Below are 17,930 nucleotides of genomic sequence, written 5' to 3'. Positions count from 1 at the left end.
CGCCCAGCTCACTCGGCCGCCGGGCCGACGTCTGACCCGGGCTCACTGATCTCCGCCCATGCGGATTTGTCCGAGGGCAGGTACGGCTCGGTGCTCCAGCGGTCGGCGAGCGCGGCGACCGGGAGCAGTCCGCGGCCGGACTCGCCGTCCGGCCGCGGTTCCGGACGGAGTACGGGCAGCGCCTCGCCCCTGGTGTCGGTGACCTCGACGCGTAGGACGCCCGTCGCCTCGTCGAACGTGACGGTGATCCTGAAGTCCCTGCCCTGTACGCGACCGTGCAGCGCGGCGTTGGCGGCGAGCTCGGCGACGATCTGCTCCGCGCGTTCGGTGACAGTCGGTGACACGGGCCAGGTGCGGAGTTCTTCGACGGCGAGCAGCCGAGCGAGGCGGGCACCGCGGCGTGTGGAGGACAGGTGCTGTGCGAACGTACGTACGACGGAGGTCAGTTGGGGCGTGGTGGCGTTCATGGGGCCACGGTGGCGGCCGTGCGGGGTGTGCGCCAGCAGGATGGCCCGTACGCTGCGTCAGCGTACGGGCACGTTCGGTGGACGGTACGAGATCTTTGCGTCACTCTGGGTGAGCCGATCGTGGGGCATCGCACGAACGCACCTGGAGGTAGCCGCGTATGACGACCGACCACGCCGAAGTGACGGGCGACGTCGACTGGGAGCGGGAGCCCGACCCCTCCGACAGTCTGCGGACCTTCGGAGCCGTCGTCCAGGCTCTGCGCGAGCACGCCGGGTTCAGTCGGGTCGAGTTCGGGAGGCTGGTCCAGTTCTCCAAACACACGGTTGAGTCGGTGGAGTTGGGGCGGCGGATGCCGGACGAGTCGTTCGTGGAGCGGGCGGAGGCGGTGCTGGGGAACACGGGGGCGTTGCGGAAGGCGGCCGGGCATCTCACGCGGGGTGAGGCGGGACTGGCGGCTTGGTTCCGGCGGTGGGCTCGGCTGGAGAAGGTGGCGGTCAGTCTGTGTACGTATGAGTGTCGGCTGGTGCCGGGGTTGTTGCAGTCGGAGGGGTATGCGCGGGCGGTGTTCGAGGGGACCATTCCGGTGATCACGGACGAGGAGCTCGAGGCCCTGCTCGCCGTCCGGATGAAGAGGCAGCGGATGCTGTACGAGCGGCCGACCGTGCCGTTTAGCTTCATCGTCGAGGAGCACGTGTTCCGGCGGAGGTTCGGGAACGTGGAGCAGATGCGGGCGATGCTCGACCATGTGCTGGAACACAGCGCACCGCGCAACGTGACGCTTCAAATTGTTCCGATGGAAGCGGGGTTGCACGCGTGTCTGGATGGTCCTGTGCGGCTTCTGGAAACCTCAGAGGGGCGGCGGTTCGCGTACTCCGAAGGGCAGCAGAACGGGCGGCTGATTGCCGACGTGAAAGAGGTAAGCCTCCTTCAGCAGCGCTATGACACACTGCGCTCGCAGGCCCTCAACCCCAAAGACTCGAGGGGTCTGTTGGAGCGACTGCGAGGAGAGCTATGAGCACGACGGAACTCGCCTGGTTCAAGTCCAGCTACAGCGGCAGCCAGGGGGACGACTGCGTGGAGGTGGCCGTGACCGAACAGGCCATCTGCGTACGGGACTCCAAGAACGTGACGCGCCCGCACCTCGCGGTCGGGCGTGAGGAGTGGTCGCGTTTCGTGGGGTTCGTGGCGGAGGCCTGAGCCGCGTTCGTCCCGGCGGTCGCGTGGTGGCGTTCACCGCCGGGGCACCGGCCCGCCGGGTCAGTCGGCGGCAGGCCTGACAAGCTTCTCGGCCTCGTCGCGGAGGCTCTTGATTCTCTCCAACGCTGTTTCACGCTCAGCGCTGATCTCCGCACCCTGCTTCGTGAGACCGCTGAGCGACTGTTCCACCTCGGCGATCCACTCGCTCAGGTGCTGCTCTCCGGCGTCAGTGAGACTGGTCCGCTGTCTGCGTGCTTCTTCGTCGAAGTGATCCCTGATCACCTTCCGGTGCTTGTTGATCGTCATCCACTTGCCCTGGTCCTGCGCGACACTCTTCAAGTCCATCAACGGCCCCATGGCCGCCAGCACCCACTGCACCTTGCCGGCCGTACTGGCGACCTTTTTGGCCGCCTTGCCCTTGCCCCACGGCTTGAACTTGCCCACGCCATTGGTGATCTTCCCGCCGGCGTCGAGCACCTTCTGGCCCACTCGCCTCTTGTTGAGCCAGGTCGCGATGTCGGAGGCCGCGTTTCCCGACTCGCTACCGCCGGCTGCGACCTTCCCGATCCACTCGTGCATCTTTCTGGCGCCGGCCTTCGCGGCTTTCTCCGCCGCTTCCCTGACCGCACGTTCAACCGGTGATGCGTCATCCGGGGACGCGTCGATCGTCGCCTCGGGTGAGTCGAGGTCGTTCACCCAGGCTTCAGGCTCAGGCACACCGGTTCCGTACTCGGCGACCAGAGCGTCGAACGCTGTCCTCATCGATGAGGAGAACGTGGCGTCGAAGTCGGTGCTCGCGCGCACCAGTTCCTCGCTGACGACACGAGCGACGTCGACGGGGACGACGCCATCCTTCTCCGAGATGCCGGCAGCGGCCCTGCCTCCCGCCGTTCTGATCTTGGAGGCGACGACATCGCTCTCCCTCTCCAGGGTGTTCAGCACACTCTCCTTCGCCCGGGAGATTGTCTCCTCGACCTTCTTCGCGGTCTCCGCGACATTGAGTTCCTCGCCGTCCAGTACCCACTTCCGTTCGGCGTCCGCCAGAACCCGGAGGAGTTCGAATGCCTGCGCCTTGGGCCGGACACCGCCGACACCAGGTGCGATGATTCTCCGCAACTCGGCTGTAAGAGCGTCGACACCGCTCTCCGTGACGAGCAACTCACGATGAGCGGCTGAAAGTTCGGGGTCATTGATCGCGTCGACGTAGTCGCGGGCGTCGGTCGGGACGATCGGGACACGGTCGGCGAAGGGACCGAGTCGCTTGCGAATCTCGTCGAGGATGACGTCGCGATCACTGTTCTCGGCGTTCATCTTGTTGACGACAATCACACTTCGGTCAGCGAACCCGTCGGCATCGAGCGCCTGCAGAATCGCCCTGGTCTCGGCCTCGCCCGGTAGTTCGCTCGTTGTCACGATCATCAGTGCGTCCGCACTACGCACACCACGCCGCGACGCATCGGAATGCTCGTAATTGCCCGACAGCGTCCCGGGCAGGTCGACCAGCGTCACGCCGTTCCACGGGTGCGGCGTCGCCTCGTGCGTCTTGGGTGCCGCGTCGACGAGTTCCTCGACATCGGCCGACGGGAGCCGGCGCAGTGCCGCGATGAGCATCGACTTCCCGGCGCTGTAAGGACCCAGGAGCCCGATCCGTAGCGGGCTCGTGTCCGAATGGGGCAGGCTCGCTATCAGGCCCCGAGTGCGAGGGTGCGCCTTCAGGGCACTCTCAGCCCGTGCGATCAGCGCGGGTACGAGGGCGTTCAGACCCCCGTCGCTCTCCGACGCGTCAACCGGATTGCCGTCAGTCATCTGCGTTCCCTTCGCTTGCTCCGCGGGTGCCGAGGCTCCCGGAATCCGGGCAAATCTCCATCCGCTCGGTGAGGACATCCACGAATTGGTCCTGTAGACACGCCCGCACTTCCACGACTCGGGACGCGTCGGTCCAGACGCGAAGTTCGGCTCCTGGCGTTCGGCGTGCCAGACGGATCACCGCCGGGTCCCCGCCCGCCAGGGCCTGGAGTCGGCGCACCAGAACGAGGTCGATCGCATCGAGGGCGGACCGCACGGCCGACCGCAGCCGACGGAGTTGCTCGAACCGCTCCCGCGTGCTGCTGATGTCCGCGGACTGCGCTTCGGACTGGGCATCGACTTGAGCCGTCGCGTCATCGACGATTCGAGTCAACCGCGCTTCGACCCAGTCGAACAGCTCATCGAGGCTGGCCTCGGCCGCGGACGTGGTTGCGCTGGTCCACTTGTCCTTCGCCTGCCGTGCGCGGTCAACCTCACTGCTCACCGCTTTCGCCGCTCCGGCCAGGGTCTCCGCCACGTATACCGCCGTCGCCGCGGGAGGGGGGACCGCGAGCTTCTTGGGGATCCCCTTGGCGGCAAAGGAGCCCAGGAGGGCTGTCGCCGCTCCCTTGGCAGCCGCAGCCGCCGTACCCAGGCTCACGACCTTCACGTCAGGACGCGCCCGGACACGCGGGCGCGCGTCGTCCTGACGCTCCGGGGCGCTCGCCAGCGCGCGCAGAACCCTCCCCCGTTTCCGCGTCTCCTGCTCGAACTCGCTCTCGAGACTGGAGAAAAGTCCCTCCAACTCCAGACCGGTGATGAAGTCGCTCCACCGCTGCGCGTGATCCACGCCGCCCAGGTCCCGAACCACATCCGGCAACCGCTCTTGGGCACGGTGGCGCTCGGCTTCGAGTCGGTCGCGCTTGTTTTGGCCCGCGATCCGGAAAGCTTCGAGCAACGCGACCCGTTCACTCGTCGCTGAGCGTTCGAGTTCGCCGAGCGCGAGACCGATCTGAGGGAGTACCTCGACCGCCCGGTCGTGAAACGCGGCGAGCGGCGCCCGCACACCTTCGGCCAGCCGAACGGCACGAAGCGGAATCGCGCGCTCGGCCAGGAGTTGGGCGAGGGACTGCTCCAGCTCGGGCAACCTGCTCGCCCGAAGGGCCCTGTCTCCCAGCTCGCGATCGCCCGTGGACAACGCTTCGTGCGCGGCAGCGGCGTGGACCGCGAGGACGACGGGCGGTGCGACTCCGACCGCTCTGGAGACCTGCTCGATCCGGACGGCGTGACCCGACGTCGACGCGAACGCCCTCTCCGGGCGCTGGGCGAAGAGTTGAAGACGGTCGGGTGTGTCGACTCGTTCCTTCACGTTGACGACAGCGAGCAGAGGCTTCCCCGAGAGGAGGAGACGCTGGAGTTCGGCGGACTCCTCGTCGCGAAGCGTGTCGGCGTAGTTCCATATCACCGCGTCGGCGATGTCGCACGCGGCCCGCGCTCGTTGGGCGTCGAGGTCGTCGTCCTTCGCGGCGACGCCGGGCGTGTCGAGGTAGGTCACGGAGCCGATCTCGAACGCGGAGGTCTTTCGCGTGGTGCGGTGCGCCCCTCGCCCGATCCCGGTTCGGTCCGCATCGCGGGTCAGGGCTTTGCGAAGCGTGGTCTTCCCGGACTTGGTTCTTCCGGCAACGGCCACGAGCAGTCTGCCTCTCACCGCGGGCATGGCCTGCACGGCATCGCGCAGTTCGCGTTCGAGCGCCCCGATGTGGCTGATGGCCCCGACGAGATCCTCGCTCTCGATTGCGTGCGCGGAGTACGACGTTCGCTGAAGACGTGCCTCGACCTCGGCCCGGAGGGTGGACTGGATATCGCGGTAGGCCGAGCGACTCATGTCCACCGCACCGGACGGAAGCGCGAGCTCGCCGACCAGGGACTCAAGGGCCTCGCGGAGATCCGGTTCGGTTCGCCGCACGTCCATGGCCGCTGCCACGCGGTCGAGCAGTGCGACGTTTTTCGTGTACCAGGACTTCAGAGCTCGCAGCTCGCTGATGTCGGTCCGAGAGGCGACCGCCGGCAGCCCCGCCACGAGCCGTGCGGCCGAAGTCGTAGCAGGCGGGGCCAGGGACGCGGCCGTGCTCACGGTCGCCGTCGCGAGCCCGTGCTCGATCACTGCCCGCGCGCTGTCGTCCGCGAGCATTTCCAGAGTGCTCCCGGAAGCGGCGCCGGTGTCGCGAGCCTCGATCGCCCAGAGCAGGGCATCACGCCGATCCGATCTGAACCTGGACCGCGCGTCCGGCCCGAGCCAGCGCCACCACTCCGGTCGCACGGACAGGACCGCCTCGTACGACTGCTCCGCGGCGACGAAGTCCCGCACTTTCTCAAGCCGCGTCACCAGATCCCGGTTCTGCAGATCCCGAGCCGCCGAGACACTGTGCTTGAGCACGAGCTCACGCGCGTCTGCCGCCTGCCGGGTTCTTCGGCGACGGCTCAGGTCAGTCAGCGCGCGTTCGAGGTCAATCTCACGGATCGAACGCCAGATCTCCTTGGGCCATTCATGATCCGCACGATGACACGGCTCAAGGACTCCAGGCAGTAGCCGTTCCGCGATCGACACAGCCGCGAGGTCCACTCGAAGCGCTTCCACCGGCACACCCTCAAGTGCCTGAAGATGAGACCGTACTCCTTCGAGCCGCATCAACTCTCGGAGGGCTCTGGCCCCGTCCGGCGTAAGAGTCCGGCCTCGAGCCGTTGCCAGGCGGCCCAGTTCCTGTTCCTCGATGCACGCCTCCGCGGCTTCGGACACCCACCGAAGAGTGCTCCCGGACGGTGGCAGACCGGCACACCCACACGCTTGGGCAACCGCCTTCACATCCTTGGCGAGCCTCTCGAGTGAGGCCGACCCGGCCATGGCGTCGACACCCAACGGTTCCAGCAGGAGGGCCAACACCTCGGCTCTGAGACTCGCCGTGTCATTCACTTCCGTGTCATTCACCACTAATCCTCGTGGGGGCGGTGGTATCTGAACTCGGGGAGCGGGCCGGGGCCCGGGGGAATCAAGGCCCGGGACTGCTGAGGCACCTCCGCTCGTACGATCCGGTGGCGAGGCGGCACGCAGGTGCGCGGTGTGAAAACCCACATACCTTGCGACAAGGTGACCCCGAGCACTCGTTCCTTGTCCCGCAACCAGGGATATCTGTTCTGCAACTCGGCATAGTTGTCGTTGGTGACGACGGTTCCGCCGGTGTCCTCCGCGATTGCTGTGACAAGCGCATCGCCCTTGCCCTCGGTTCCGGCCGGAGGCTGGATGAGATCGCCTTTGCTGAGCGCCGAATCCACTGCCGCACGTTCTTCCTCCGCGACCTTGTGCCTGAAAGTGGCGTCGACGACCACGTGGAGCACGGCGTCGGGATACCGCGATGTCAGGGCGTCGCACGCGGACAGCAGTTGGGCGTAGGACGGTCGGTCGTCGCTGCCGTACACACCAGGTTGCCGCGGCGACCTGCCGATCCACGCCAGGTTGGAACCGTCTACCACGAGCGCCGCAGGCGCTGAACCCGTGGCTCGCTTCTGTACCTGCGTCGGCAGCGGCCTGGTGACCACGTTGCCAGCGAGCAGATCCTCAAGTTCCTTGCGCACTGCCGGCGTCGGGCCACCAGAGCTGAAACTCTTGATCTCCTCGTTCAACACTTCCTCGCCGGTACGTTCAAGGGTCGCCTTGACGTGCAGAAGCCCGCTCGTGTCGTACGTGTACTCCAGCAGGAATCGGGAGTCCTCACGAGCCCGAGGGTCCCGATAGGTGAGCCGGAGGTCTGTCAACTGCACATTGTCGGGGTGATCCAGGGGCCGCTCCGGGTCACCCTCCCAGATCTCCACGGCGAGACTGCGGGCATTGTCCCGGCGCGGCGTGTAGTTCTTGCGCTCCTTCCACGGCAGCGGTGAGTTGCGCGGAATGATCTGACTGAACTTCCGCTGGCCGGTGTCGTCTGTGACGACCGTACCCAAGGCATGGCTTGTCGCCACCTGGATCACGCCGTCAGCCTCCCCCGACAGCACCGCTGCCGCGATGGAAGCACCGCGGGCGACCGCCGTCATGGGGTCGCAGAGGTCGACCTCGACGGGCTGCTGTTGCATGACCTCGGCGACCGCCATCCGTACGCTCGGGATCTGACTGGTGCCGCCGATCATCAGCACCGCGTCCACGTCCAGAGGGGCCATGTGCAGGTCGGTGAGGCACTGCTGGACCGGTGCGAGAGCTCGGTCGACGAGGTCGGTGATGGCGTCCTCCAGTTCCTCCTGCCACACCTCGACGGTGTCACCGTCCGGAGTCCTGACGGTGACGGAGTCCTCGGAGGACAGGCGGATCTTGCTGCGCTCCAGATCCAGCCCGAACTGCCGCTCCTGCGCGGGCGTCCACGCCGACCGCGCCGGAGCGCGTTCGAGGACGAGGTCACGCAGACGGCGATCGATCTCCAGGCCGCCCAGCTCGGTCACACCCCGTGACGCAAGCTCTTCGAAGAACCCGTCCTGGTAGTCGAGCACGGTGACGTCGATCGTGCCGCCACCCCAGTCGAAGACCAGGATGGTGGGGTCCTTCCGTAGCTCATGTAGGTCATGTCGTAGATCGTGCGCGTATGAGATCGCGGCGGCCGTCGGCTCGTTGAGCAGCGCCAGGACGTTGATGCCCGCGAACTGCGCGGCGGCGCGCGTGCGATAGCGCGCGGCACCCGTGGCGTTGGCGGGCACGGTGATCACGGCCTGGTCAATGGCGGTGAGATTGTGTTCCGCGCCCTTCCGCATGGCCTGGAAGACACCGGCGGCCACTGTCGTGGCCGCGAACCTGCGGCCGTGGATCGTGACGTACTCGTCGCTTTTGAGGAGTCGCTTGCAGGCCTCGGCCGCCTCCTCGGAGCGGAGCTTGGCCTCCCAGCCGAACAACGCCCCCCGACGCAGCGAACTCATGCCCACCACCGACGGGAAGAGGTACTCGAAGCCGGGATGGCGCCAGTCGGCGTCAATGTGGTGGGCGTCCAGCAGCAGCACGTCGGCGTTGTCGCCCATCCACTGGGCCACCACGGAGTTGGTGGTGCCGAAATCGATCCCGGTGGCGGTCACACGCCCTCCCCGTTCGTCACCTCGTTGTCCCCCACGGAGTGGTCTCCTCCGTCGGGCCCGGGCAGGCGGCGCAGTTGTCCGGAGAGCACCAGCTTGCCGGTGGCCTGGTCCACGTAGGCCGGGCGCAGCACCTCGAACGCCTCACCATCGCCTTCCACCACCACGAAGAGTTCGCTCTCGCCGTCGGGTGAGTCCACGCACCGCACTCCTTGGTCCAGCAAGGCGGTACGGATGCCCTTCCGAAGCGAACTTGCACTCTGGTTGGGCGCGCCGGCGAGCAGATCGACCTCGACCATCCGGGCCACGTACTCCTCCCTGGAGCGAAACGCTTCCAGTACGGCCTGGCGCAAGGCAGCCGTCACAGCGGCCTGCGTGGGTCGCTCCTCTTCCGGGACAGCGGTCAGGAGGCCGGTTGCCCGCTCGGCGAAACGGGAGAGCAGCATGTGAGGGCTGAGTAGTTCCTCGGGGCGGTAGGTGCGCGGGGAGTTTTTGGGGACATCGGCCGCCGCCCGCTGCTTCTCCCGACGATGTTTGAGGCCGTTGTTCCCCTTGGGGGTAACCCGCTTGGGGGCCGCTGTGGTCTTCCGCTGGCTGCGGGGCACCTTCTTCACTGTGTGTGCATCCTTGAGTTGCGATCGGGGCGCCGGGGCGCGTTAAGCAGGTGGGGCAGCAGATCCGCAACCGCGCGCTGCCGCACGAGCGCCAGACTTTCGGGGGAGTGGGGCGTCGTTCGCCTGGTCAGCGGGGCCAGGGGCGGGACCAGCGTGACCGGCACCTCGTCCGGGAGCTCGTACACGTCCGGGTCGAGCGGTAACACGAAGAAGCCGGACGAGTCCTCGTCGCGCTCGGCGTCTCTGATGCGTTTCATCGCGCTGTTGAGCCGCGCGCTCATGTCCACGTCGTGCACGTGCTCCCGGCGGAGGTCCCGGTACCGGGTCTCCCAGCTCGGGGCGCCGTGCGGCAACCCGAGGTCCAGATAGGGGTTGGACGCTGCCGGTCTGTCGTTACGGGGAATCGCCCGACGTTGCTCGACCATGCGGAGGTTGGACTCGGCCAGCTCGTGCGATCCACTGATCCCCTTCAGAACGACGGCCGCTGCGTCCAGTTCCTCTCGGAGCAGCAGCGTGTACGCATGGAAGTTGAGCGCCTCGGCCCGGTAGGCCGGATCAGCGGTCTCGAACGACACCAGCTTGTCTATCTGGGGGGAAGCACGGGCGAGGTCGTTCAGGCACAGCAGGTCGTAGGCCTGACGCAGGGCCATGAGCGCGTGCAGGGGTGACCGCGTGGGGTTGACGGCTGCCTTGGGTTCCCACAGAGAGAAAATGAGCCGCCACAACCCCCTGTCCTCCCATATGTCCCGGTCCCAGTTGCCGACATCGACCCCGTCCAGGAGCCGGCGCAGCCGGAGCACCAGATCGCGGGGCAGCTCCCTTTCGAGCTCCTTCACCACCGAGGCGTCGCCGTCGGTAACTCGCTCCAAGAGGTCGTAGACGTCGCCGACCGAGGGCAGCGGCTCGCTCCCGGCGAGAAACGCGTTCCGCCGCTGCCGGGCCGTCCACTCCAGCGCGGTTGCCTGCTCGGCGGTTACCTGATCGGGAACCAGCCGGGCTTTGAGGTAGGCGTGCTCGGCCTGCTCGGCCCGGCACTGCCAGGGCTGGTGCTCGGGGCCGACCGCCTCGGCGTCGATGAGGTCGTCGAGGACGCTCAGCGGTATCCAGGGAAGCACACGCGGCAGCATCCGAGGCGGGAAGGCGGCCGTACCATCCGTCGCGAGCGCCGAGAGGAGGGCGAAGGCCCCGGAGGGGTCCTCGCTCCCGGAGGCGGCGAGCGTGTCGTCGCCCGCTGTCAGGGCGGTGAGCCGTTGCTCCCCGACCTCGGTCAGCCACAGGAAGCCGCCCGCGTGGACCGCCGTAAGTGCCGTGGCGACCGTGGCTGGGTCGGCTCGTTCGAGGACGGTCCGTACAGCAGGCAGCAGCCGGTCGTCCGGTTCGTCGCGCAGGGCATCCGCTATGGCGTCGTGCGTCGCGTCCTGTGCGAGGGATGCGAGTTGTAGGAGCAGAGCGTGGGCCTGCAGTACCGCCTGGGCTCCGAACACCCCCACCTTCCGCCACCTGCGTACGGCGAACCCGTCGACCCCCGCGTCCGCATTCTGGGCGTCGCGGCGTTCCCTGAGCGCCCTCAGCCGTTCCCGCTCCCGTGCGACCGCCTCGGCCCGCGCCCCCGACACCGGCTGCCCCGTTCCGCCGGCCGACGGCGGACTCGTCACTCTCCGGCTCCTTCGTGCCGGGGGCCGTGGCCGGGGGGCGGGGTGAGGGTTGAGGTGTAGTTCTTGCCGTCGATGAGCGGGGTCTCCAGGGTGAGGCCGGCGGCGGCCATGCGGTCGTACTCGGTGAGGACCAGGCGCTTGGTGCGGTACTCGCCGTACTTGGCGATCTCGTTGTTCTTAAGGCCGCCGTTCTCGGTCTGGAAGGACTCCAGGATGTAGTCGGCGTCCTCGGCGGAGACTCCGTAGAGGTGGAGGAAGTAGGCGTCTAGCTCGGCGCGGAGCTGGGCGCGGCGGTCCTGGTTCCAGGTGAAGGGGGCGCCGGTGTCGCCGAGGTCCTCGGCCAAGGGCTCCATCTCCCACGAGGTGTAGACGAGTTCGAGGGTGCGAGGAGTGAGGAAGGTCGTGTGGGGGGCCAGGTCGGCGGGGTGGGGAACAGGAAGCTGCTTCCACGTCATCAGGCCCAAGTGGATGCCGCCGACCTTCTGGCGGGCCACGAAGTCGAAGACCAGGGAGCTCTGTGCGGCGGCCAAGGCAGCTGTCAGTTCGGCCGGGGTGCCGGGAAGCATCAATGGGAAGCTGTTCCCCACTGCCACCTTCGGCAGGAATGCTGGAATCGCCGTGCGCTCATCAGTTGTGCGGGCAACATCACGCCAGCCAAGTAGCCAGTCCCTTTCCCACTCCAGCTCCGCCAAGCGCAGGTCCACACCGGCGATGGTGATTTCCTTGCCCTTGCGAACGGTTGGGATTCGTCCCCTTTCCTTGATCCACTGCCGCGGCTGCGCCACACCGTACGCGTTCTCCTTGTCCTCCAGGGGAACATGCTCGTAGTCGTCGTTACCAAGGTCGTAGTAGCGGTTCCAGCGATGGTCGAAGAGGTGTGCCATCTTCGCGTCGTACAGTGGCAGCATTCGCTCCCCCTCTTGCATGAAAATGTTGCCCTGAAGTTCCCATCCCTCCGCCTCTAGCCCGGACCGGTCACGGAATAGATCAGAGTCATCGGTCAAGTTGAAGAGGTGCTTGAAGGTGATCTGCCATGGGTTGCCGTCCTTGCGGCCCTCTGTGACCAGTACCGGGAAGCGACGCTGAATAGCGGCGGTAAGGTCGGCGTTCCTGCGCGTCCGAAATACCGGCAAGGTTCCCGTGTTTGGGTTGATTAGGGCGATCTCTTCGGGGGAGAGAGCGAAAACCGTCTTGCCGTCGGCGAGCTCCTCAGGGTGACCCAGGAAGAACGCAAATCTTGCGGCGGGCTCTGACAGTTCGCGGCCCGTTAGCGAGATCAGCGCAAACTGATAGCTGGCGTGAACTGCAGGGAACAGCTTTTCTCGTTTGCCGTTCTCGAAATCGTACAAGTGTGTTACGGAACCTTGCTGTGTCAACTCTTGGAAGAGGAACTGGGCGCTAGCCCCAGTGGCAATCTGTGTGGGGACGATGGCGCCGCAGCGGCCCTTGGGCGAGATGATCGAAACGAACCGTTCAGTGAAGAGCTGGTCCGTTTGGAGTGAGTTGACGCCCTTAACGGAGAGTCCCTTGCGGAGCAATGGGTACGCTCCCGAAGACCCCAAGAACAAGAACGATGACTTCACCTTGCGCCGGTCCGCGTAGTAGTGGGCCCCCTCCTCGGGATGCTTGGCAGCCCACTCGACAATGGCCATGCGCCGCGCCGTACCGGAGATCTCCGCGATAGATGGCTCAACTACGCTGAAGTACTCTTGGTCCTTAAAGTCGACCCGATCCCACGGCGGATTCCCCAGCACGCAGTCAAATCCACCCGCCCACCCCGTCACCGGATCAATCCCCGGCGCCGCCGGACTGTCAGGCACACTGAAGACCTCAGGAAACTCCAGGTACCAGTGGAAGAACCGGTATTCCTGGCTGAGCCGGACGATCTCCTGGTGTGTCTCAGGCAGCGCACCCTTGCCGTCGGACGACTGGAGTGACAGGAAGACGCGCTGTGTCACGGGTGCCGACGCGGTCTCCGTCTGCTCCCACATGAACGCAGCGCACCAGGCGTCGGCGATCTGCAGGGCGTTGAGATAGGCGGGGGACTCGGCCCACTTGTGGTAGCGGTCGGCGAGCTTCCGGACCTGGCCGAGCTCGTCGGTGGGGGAGTCGTCCAGGAGGGTGCGCAGCTCGGACCCGAACGCCGTGTTCGTGACGCTGACCGACTCCTCCATCTCGGCGTCCAGCGTGACGATGCCCTTGTGCTCGTCCTTGTTGCGCTTGAGCCACTCCCTGGCCACCGACGAGTCGTCACCCTCGACGACCTTGAACGCCGCGTCCGGAATGCCACCCCGCAGCAACGAGGGCGTCGCCCCGATCAGCCCGTTCCCGAGCTTGACGTGCGCGTCGAGGAAGCCCAGGGCCTTGCCGGGTTCCAACGCCTCCATCCACAAGGAGACCTTTGCCAGCTCCACCGCCATGGGGTTCAGGTCCACCCCGTACACACACCGGGCGATGACCTCGTGCAGCGCCTCCCGGACGCGTTCCACGGGAGGCTCGGGGTTTTGCTCCCGTACCGCCGCCACCCGCTTGGCGATGCGCCGTGCGGCGGCTACCAGGAAGTGCCCCGAGCCGCAGGCAGGGTCGCAGACGGTCAGGGACAGCAGCTCGGAGGCCACGGTCTCCCGGGCCACGAGGTCCGTCTGCTTCGCCTCGGCGGCTTTCTTCTCGCCCCGCTCCTGCGCCGCGTCTATCACCGGGTCCAGGGTCGAGTCGAGCAGGACGTCGACCAGGGAACTCGGCGTGTAGTACGAGCCGGTCTTCTTGCGCTCGTTCCCCGCGCGGGGCACCAGCTCGAAGGTGCGGTCGGCGTCGGGCTCGGGCACGAGGTCGAGGAGGGACTCGTAGATCGCGCCCAGTTCCTCGGCGTCCAGGGTGCGATAGTCGACGGTGCGCCAGCGCTGCGCCTCGGTGTCGCGGACGACGGCGAGGTGGCGTACGGCGGCCAGCAGGTGCGCGTTGGTGAGGGACAGCCTGCGCAGCGGGGCGTCGGCCGGGTCGTCGTCGAAGAGGCCGCCGAGGCCCGGCAGACCCAGCTCGGGGAGGCCCTCCTCCCTGCCGAGGGCGTCGAGGACCAGGCGGAGCGCCTCGTACCGGTCCGAGTGGGAGGTGCCCCGACGGCGGCGGGACTGTTCGCGCAGCCGGGCCGTGGAGAAGTAGTCGGCGTAGCGCTTGCGGGCCTCGGCCGGCGTCTCCGGCGGGTGCAGGGCGTCGCGGTCCTCGGCGACGAAGACGAACAGCAGGCGGTAGACCAGGCGCAACAGGGCCGCGTGGTACGTGTGGCGGTCGAAGTTCTCGCGCAGTGTGCCGTTCGACGGGTGCTTGAGGAAGCCCGTGCCCAGTTCCTTGATCGCGAGCCGTACGCCCTCGCTGATGTCGTCCAGGAAGCGTGCGCCGAGACGGATCGCGGCGTCCCGCCACACCTCCAGCCAGCAGGTCCACTGAGTGCCACCGTCACGGCCCTCGAAACGCGAGGCGTGCAGGAGCCGGTACAGGACGACGAACTCGCTGAACAACTCGCCGTCGAAGATCGCTTCGAGGTCGAACTCGACGTACGCGGCGGTGGCGAGCGCGTTCGAGTCGCGCAGCAGGCGGAGCTGGCGGCCGTTGGTGAGCAGCGCCCACAGGTGCGGTTCGGTGCGGTTGAGGGCTTCCTGGAGGAGCGACTGGGGAGCCGGGGAGCCGGCGCCCTGGTGCTTGTCGAGCTTGACGTTCCAAGCCGTCACGTGGACGAGCGTGTTGTCGCGGCGGTGACTGACCGCGAAGCTCCTGGTGTCGTCGTCGGCCGCCTTGATCTCCGAGGCGCCGACCGGGGTGAGGTGGCCGAAGCCCAGCGCTTCGAAGAAGGGCATCACCCAGTTGGTCCGGGCGTAACCGGTGCTGTCGGGGCGGACGGACTCCTCGGGCTCGGCCGGCAGCTTCTCCCGCAGCTCACGCCAGAGCGACTTGAGGTTGTCCCAGTGGCGTTCGGCCTCATCACGTACCGAACGAGACCCCGGAATGCGGTAGTCGGCGGGGGCGAGGCCCCGGAGGTCCTTGGTGGCTTTGCCCTCGGAGATCCGTACCAGCATGTCGGCGGGCAGCAGCCCCCCGACCGTGTGGACGGCGGTGAACACCTGGTGGCGTGTGGTGGCGGACATCAGGCGGACACTCCAGAAGCAGCGGCCGGGGCGGCGGCGGGAACGAAGGGCAGGTACACGTACGCGCCGAGGATGTCGGCGGGCTTCTGCACGGTGACGGACAGACCTCGGACGATCTCACCGGACGCCTGGCGCACCCGGCGGTGCGAGGCGTCCAGCCCTGCGGCCAGCTCCTCGCCGTACGACTCCAAATGGCCGTACACGTCCGGGAGTTGGGTGAGCAGGCGGGTCATCGTGCGTTCGCCGAAGTGCCGGTCAGTGCTCTCGGCCGCCGTCGCGTCGAGCAAGTCCCGCGCCCGCTCCGGCGGCAACCACTCCGCCTTCCTGGCCGAGCCCTCGAAGGCGATCAGCCGGGCGTCCTCCGCGACCAGCTGCTTCTCGCCGCTGCGGGAGGGCAGCGTGAGGTGGAAGCGGTAGCGGACCAGGAGCAGGGTGGTGAGGGTGCCTACCGCGTCCGTGGTGACCACGCCGCAGCGGCGGGCCGGGCGGGCGCCGTCCGCCTGGGTGTCCAGCGCGGCGTTCAGGACGTGGGACGCGAGGGCGCCCACAACCGGGTCTGTCCGCACCAAGGCCGCCTCACCCCGCGCCACCGCCGGATCCGCGCGGAACGGGATCGGGCGGTCCCTCTCTATCACCTCCGCGCCCGCCGTCGGCGCGAGCGCGTCCCGCAGGCCGATGGGCGTGCCGCCGACCTGAGCGGTGAAGTCCTCACCCTCCCCGCGGAGTACGGCCCCGAGGGCGCCCAGTGACTCCCGTACGAACGTGTCGATCTCGCCCGCGCCCCCCAGTGCCTCGCGGACCGCCGCGACCTCGCGGGCCACCTCCTGCGGATGTACGGAGCGCTGGGCGAACCGCGAGCGTGACGCCTTCTCGCGCTCGGCCGCCGAGTTCCAGTCGCTGTCCAGCTTGGCCGTGCTCACCTTGAAGGCGTCCGCGCTGAACAGCGCGTCCTGGTCCTCGCGGCCGCGCATCAGCAGCCACTCGACGATCGCGTCGGTGACGCCCGTCGACAGTTCGTCGGGTACGGAGACGGAGATGCCGAGGTCCTTCTTGATCTGACGGTGCTTCTTGATGAGGACTTCGAGGACCTTGCCGTCGATGCCGTTGTCGTCGCCGTACAGGGTGATGACACGGACCTGGTCCCTGCGCTGGCCGTAGCGGTCGACGCGGCCCTCGCGCTGGTCGTGGCGGGTCGGGTTCCAGGCCAGGTCGTAGTGGACGACGGCGTCGAAGTGGTGCTGGAGGTTGACGCCCTCGGAGAGGCAGTCGGTGGCGATGAGGACGCGGCGGGCGGCGGCGTCCTCGCCGGCCTCCTCGGCGAGCTTCTCGATGCGCTCCAGGCGCTGCTGCGGGGAGAGCGTGCCGGTGACCGCCTTGACGACCGTCTTCGCGCCGAGCGGGCCACGCCTGCCAGAGTCCTTGTCGTTCTCCAGTTGCTCGGCGAGGTACTCGGCCGTCGGGATGTAGCGGCAGAACACGATCGGGTTATGGCCGTCCGCGAGCAGCGCCTTGAGGTGCTTGATGAGCGCCTTGAGCTTCAGGTCCTTGGTGGGTCCTTCCAACTCCTGTGCGATGTCGGCGAGTTCGGCGAGGTAGGAGCGCGGGTCCTCGGTCGTCTCCGCGCCCGGTGCGACGTCCATGCCCTCCATCGCGTCGCTGTCGGCCGCGTCGCTGTTGAGCGGGGCGCCCAGCTTGTCGGCCTCCTCCGCCGACGCGGCGATCGCCGCCGCCGAACGCGTCCGCAGTGTCTGCGCGGCGGCGCGCGGGGACGACACCAGGGAGCGGAGCAGCGCGATGGCCGACCACCAGGCGATGCGGGCCTCCCGCTTGCCCTGGCTGCCCGCCTGCTCGACGCGCTCACTCGCGTATGCGATCGCGTCGTCGAGTAGGGCCCGGTACTCCGGCGACAGCTTGTACGTCTCGTCCTTGAAGTAGCGGTCCGAGGGGAACGCCGTCCGCTCCGCGAGGGAGTCGTCGCTGAGACCGTCCTCCTTGGTGAGGTACTGGCGTACGTCCGCCCGCTTGCGCGCCACGAAGTGCTGGGCGAGGAGCTTCCGGCCCGCCTCCGAATCCAGGCTCACGTCGGCCAGTTCGGGCTTGACCAGGCCGAGGAGGTTGCGGAACGCGGACTCCTTGCCGCTGTGCGGGGTGGCCGTCACCAGCAGCAGGTGCCGGTTCTCGTCCGCCGCGACGCGGCGCAGCAGCTCGTAGCGGAGCTGGTTCTGCGACGCCGTCGAGGTGTCGTCGGCGACCACGCAGGTGTGGGCCTCGTCCACGATGACCAGGTCGGGGCAGTGGCGTACGAAGTCGTCCCGGTGGCGCGGAGACTTGATGAAGTCCGTCGAGACGATCACGTGCGGGTACTTGTCGAAGAGGGACTGGCCCAGGTCCAGGCCCCGTTCGAGGCGGGAGACCGTCGAGGACAGGACCAGCTCCGCGTCGATGCCGAACTTGGTGCGCAGCTCCTGCTGCCACTGCTCGGCGAGCGCGGGGGAACACAGCACGGCCAGGCCCGTCGCCTCGCCCTGCGCGAGGAGTTCGCTCGCGACCAGGCCCGCTTCGATCGTCTTGCCGATACCGACGTCGTCCGAGATCAGCATGCGTACCGTCTTCTGCCGCAGGGCCATCAGGAGCGGCACGAGCTGGTACGCGCGCGGCTCCACCGCGATGCCGGCCAGCGAGCGGAACGGTCCCGCGCCCGAGCGGAAGCCGACGCGCAGCGCCGTACGCAGCAGGCCCGCCGCCCGCTGGTCACCGAGGTCGCTCGGCTCCGGCGGCGCGAACTTCGCCTCGTCCACGGTCTCGAACGCGGGGAACACGGCGGCGATGTCGTCGTCCGAGCCGCCCAGCGGGCGCAGGACGAGCAGGTCGGGCTTGCTCTCGGGGAGCACGACCCATTCCCGGCCGCGGGCCTTCACCAGGGAACCGGCGGAGTACGTGAGTGCCATGTGAGTCTTCAAGTCCTCTGG

Annotated in this window: 10 protein-coding genes; 2 read left to right on the top strand and 8 right to left on the bottom strand. The window is 67.7% G+C overall.

Features of this window, described 5'->3' with window-relative positions:
• Positions 1-8: 8 nt before the first annotated feature.
• Positions 9-467 carry an ATP-binding protein gene (locus ACFYWX_RS39510; protein WP_389429885.1) on the bottom strand — a complete coding sequence of 153 codons (459 nt, stop codon included), beginning with the start codon at positions 465-467 and terminating at the stop codon, positions 9-11.
• Positions 468-625: 158 nt separating this feature from the next.
• On the opposite strand from ACFYWX_RS39510, the gene ACFYWX_RS39505 reads away from it, so the two are divergent.
• Together ACFYWX_RS39505 and ACFYWX_RS39500 are read left to right on the top strand one after the other, a co-directional pair.
• Positions 626-1,483, top strand: a complete 858-nt coding sequence (locus tag ACFYWX_RS39505) for a helix-turn-helix domain-containing protein (protein WP_389429883.1) — start codon at positions 626-628, stop codon at positions 1,481-1,483.
• A complete protein-coding gene (locus tag ACFYWX_RS39500) occupies positions 1,480-1,665 on the top strand; it encodes a DUF397 domain-containing protein (protein WP_389429882.1) in 186 nt (61 codons plus the stop codon). The genes ACFYWX_RS39505 and ACFYWX_RS39500 overlap by 4 nt, the downstream gene beginning before the upstream one ends.
• Before the next feature lie 60 nt (positions 1,666-1,725).
• Here ACFYWX_RS39500 and ACFYWX_RS39495 read toward each other — a convergent pair whose 3' ends face one another.
• The 7 genes from ACFYWX_RS39495 to ACFYWX_RS39465 are packed head-to-tail and all read right to left on the bottom strand — an operon-like array spanning position 1,726 to position 17,909.
• A complete protein-coding gene (locus ACFYWX_RS39495) occupies positions 1,726-3,471 on the bottom strand; it encodes a GTPase (RefSeq protein ID WP_389429881.1) in 1,746 nt (581 codons plus the stop codon).
• Positions 3,464-6,436 carry a GTPase gene (locus ACFYWX_RS39490; protein ID WP_389429879.1) on the bottom strand — a complete coding sequence of 991 codons (2,973 nt, stop codon included), beginning with the start codon at positions 6,434-6,436 and terminating at the stop codon, positions 3,464-3,466. Before ACFYWX_RS39490 ends, ACFYWX_RS39495 begins: the two co-directional genes overlap by 8 nt.
• 2 nt (positions 6,437-6,438) lie before the next feature.
• The gene (locus ACFYWX_RS39485; RefSeq protein WP_389429877.1) at positions 6,439-8,556 is read right to left on the bottom strand and encodes an Hsp70 family protein; all 2,118 of its coding nucleotides are present in this window, start codon (positions 8,554-8,556) and stop codon (positions 6,439-6,441) included.
• Positions 8,553-9,167 (bottom strand): hypothetical protein, encoded by a 615-nt coding sequence (locus tag ACFYWX_RS39480; protein WP_389429876.1) that lies wholly within the window; start codon positions 9,165-9,167, stop codon positions 8,553-8,555. Before ACFYWX_RS39480 ends, ACFYWX_RS39485 begins: the two co-directional genes overlap by 4 nt.
• Positions 9,164-10,822 (bottom strand): hypothetical protein, encoded by a 1,659-nt coding sequence (locus ACFYWX_RS39475; RefSeq protein ID WP_389429875.1) that lies wholly within the window; start codon positions 10,820-10,822, stop codon positions 9,164-9,166. Before ACFYWX_RS39475 ends, ACFYWX_RS39480 begins: the two co-directional genes overlap by 4 nt.
• Positions 10,819-14,961 (bottom strand): Eco57I restriction-modification methylase domain-containing protein, encoded by a 4,143-nt coding sequence (locus ACFYWX_RS39470; protein ID WP_389429874.1) that lies wholly within the window; start codon positions 14,959-14,961, stop codon positions 10,819-10,821. The genes ACFYWX_RS39475 and ACFYWX_RS39470 overlap by 4 nt, the downstream gene beginning before the upstream one ends.
• Entirely contained in the window at positions 14,961-17,909 is a 2,949-nt protein-coding gene (locus tag ACFYWX_RS39465; protein WP_389429873.1) for a helicase-related protein, read from the bottom strand. The genes ACFYWX_RS39470 and ACFYWX_RS39465 overlap by 1 nt, the downstream gene beginning before the upstream one ends.
• Positions 17,910-17,930 lie beyond the last annotated feature (21 nt).

It is taken from the genome of Streptomyces sp. NPDC002888 (assembly GCF_042888465.1).
Taxonomy (GTDB): Bacteria; Actinomycetota; Actinomycetes; order Streptomycetales; family Streptomycetaceae; genus Streptomyces.
This window is presented reverse-complemented; position numbering and strand designations above follow the sequence as displayed.

What these genes read in the sequence shown, in the direction of transcription:
- ACFYWX_RS39510 (WP_389429885.1), bottom strand. Translation starts at nt 467, where the DNA reads ATGAACGCCACCACGCCCCAACTGACCTCCGTCGTACGTACGTTCGCA.
- ACFYWX_RS39505 (WP_389429883.1), top strand. Translation starts at nt 626, where the DNA reads ATGACGACCGACCACGCCGAAGTGACGGGCGACGTCGACTGGGAGCGG.
- ACFYWX_RS39500 (WP_389429882.1), top strand. Translation starts at nt 1,480, where the DNA reads ATGAGCACGACGGAACTCGCCTGGTTCAAGTCCAGCTACAGCGGCAGC.
- ACFYWX_RS39495 (WP_389429881.1), bottom strand. Translation starts at nt 3,471, where the DNA reads ATGACTGACGGCAATCCGGTTGACGCGTCGGAGAGCGACGGGGGTCTG.
- ACFYWX_RS39470 (WP_389429874.1), bottom strand. Translation starts at nt 14,961, where the DNA reads ATGTCCGCCACCACACGCCACCAGGTGTTCACCGCCGTCCACACGGTC.
- ACFYWX_RS39465 (WP_389429873.1), bottom strand. Translation starts at nt 17,909, where the DNA reads ATGGCACTCACGTACTCCGCCGGTTCCCTGGTGAAGGCCCGCGGCCGG.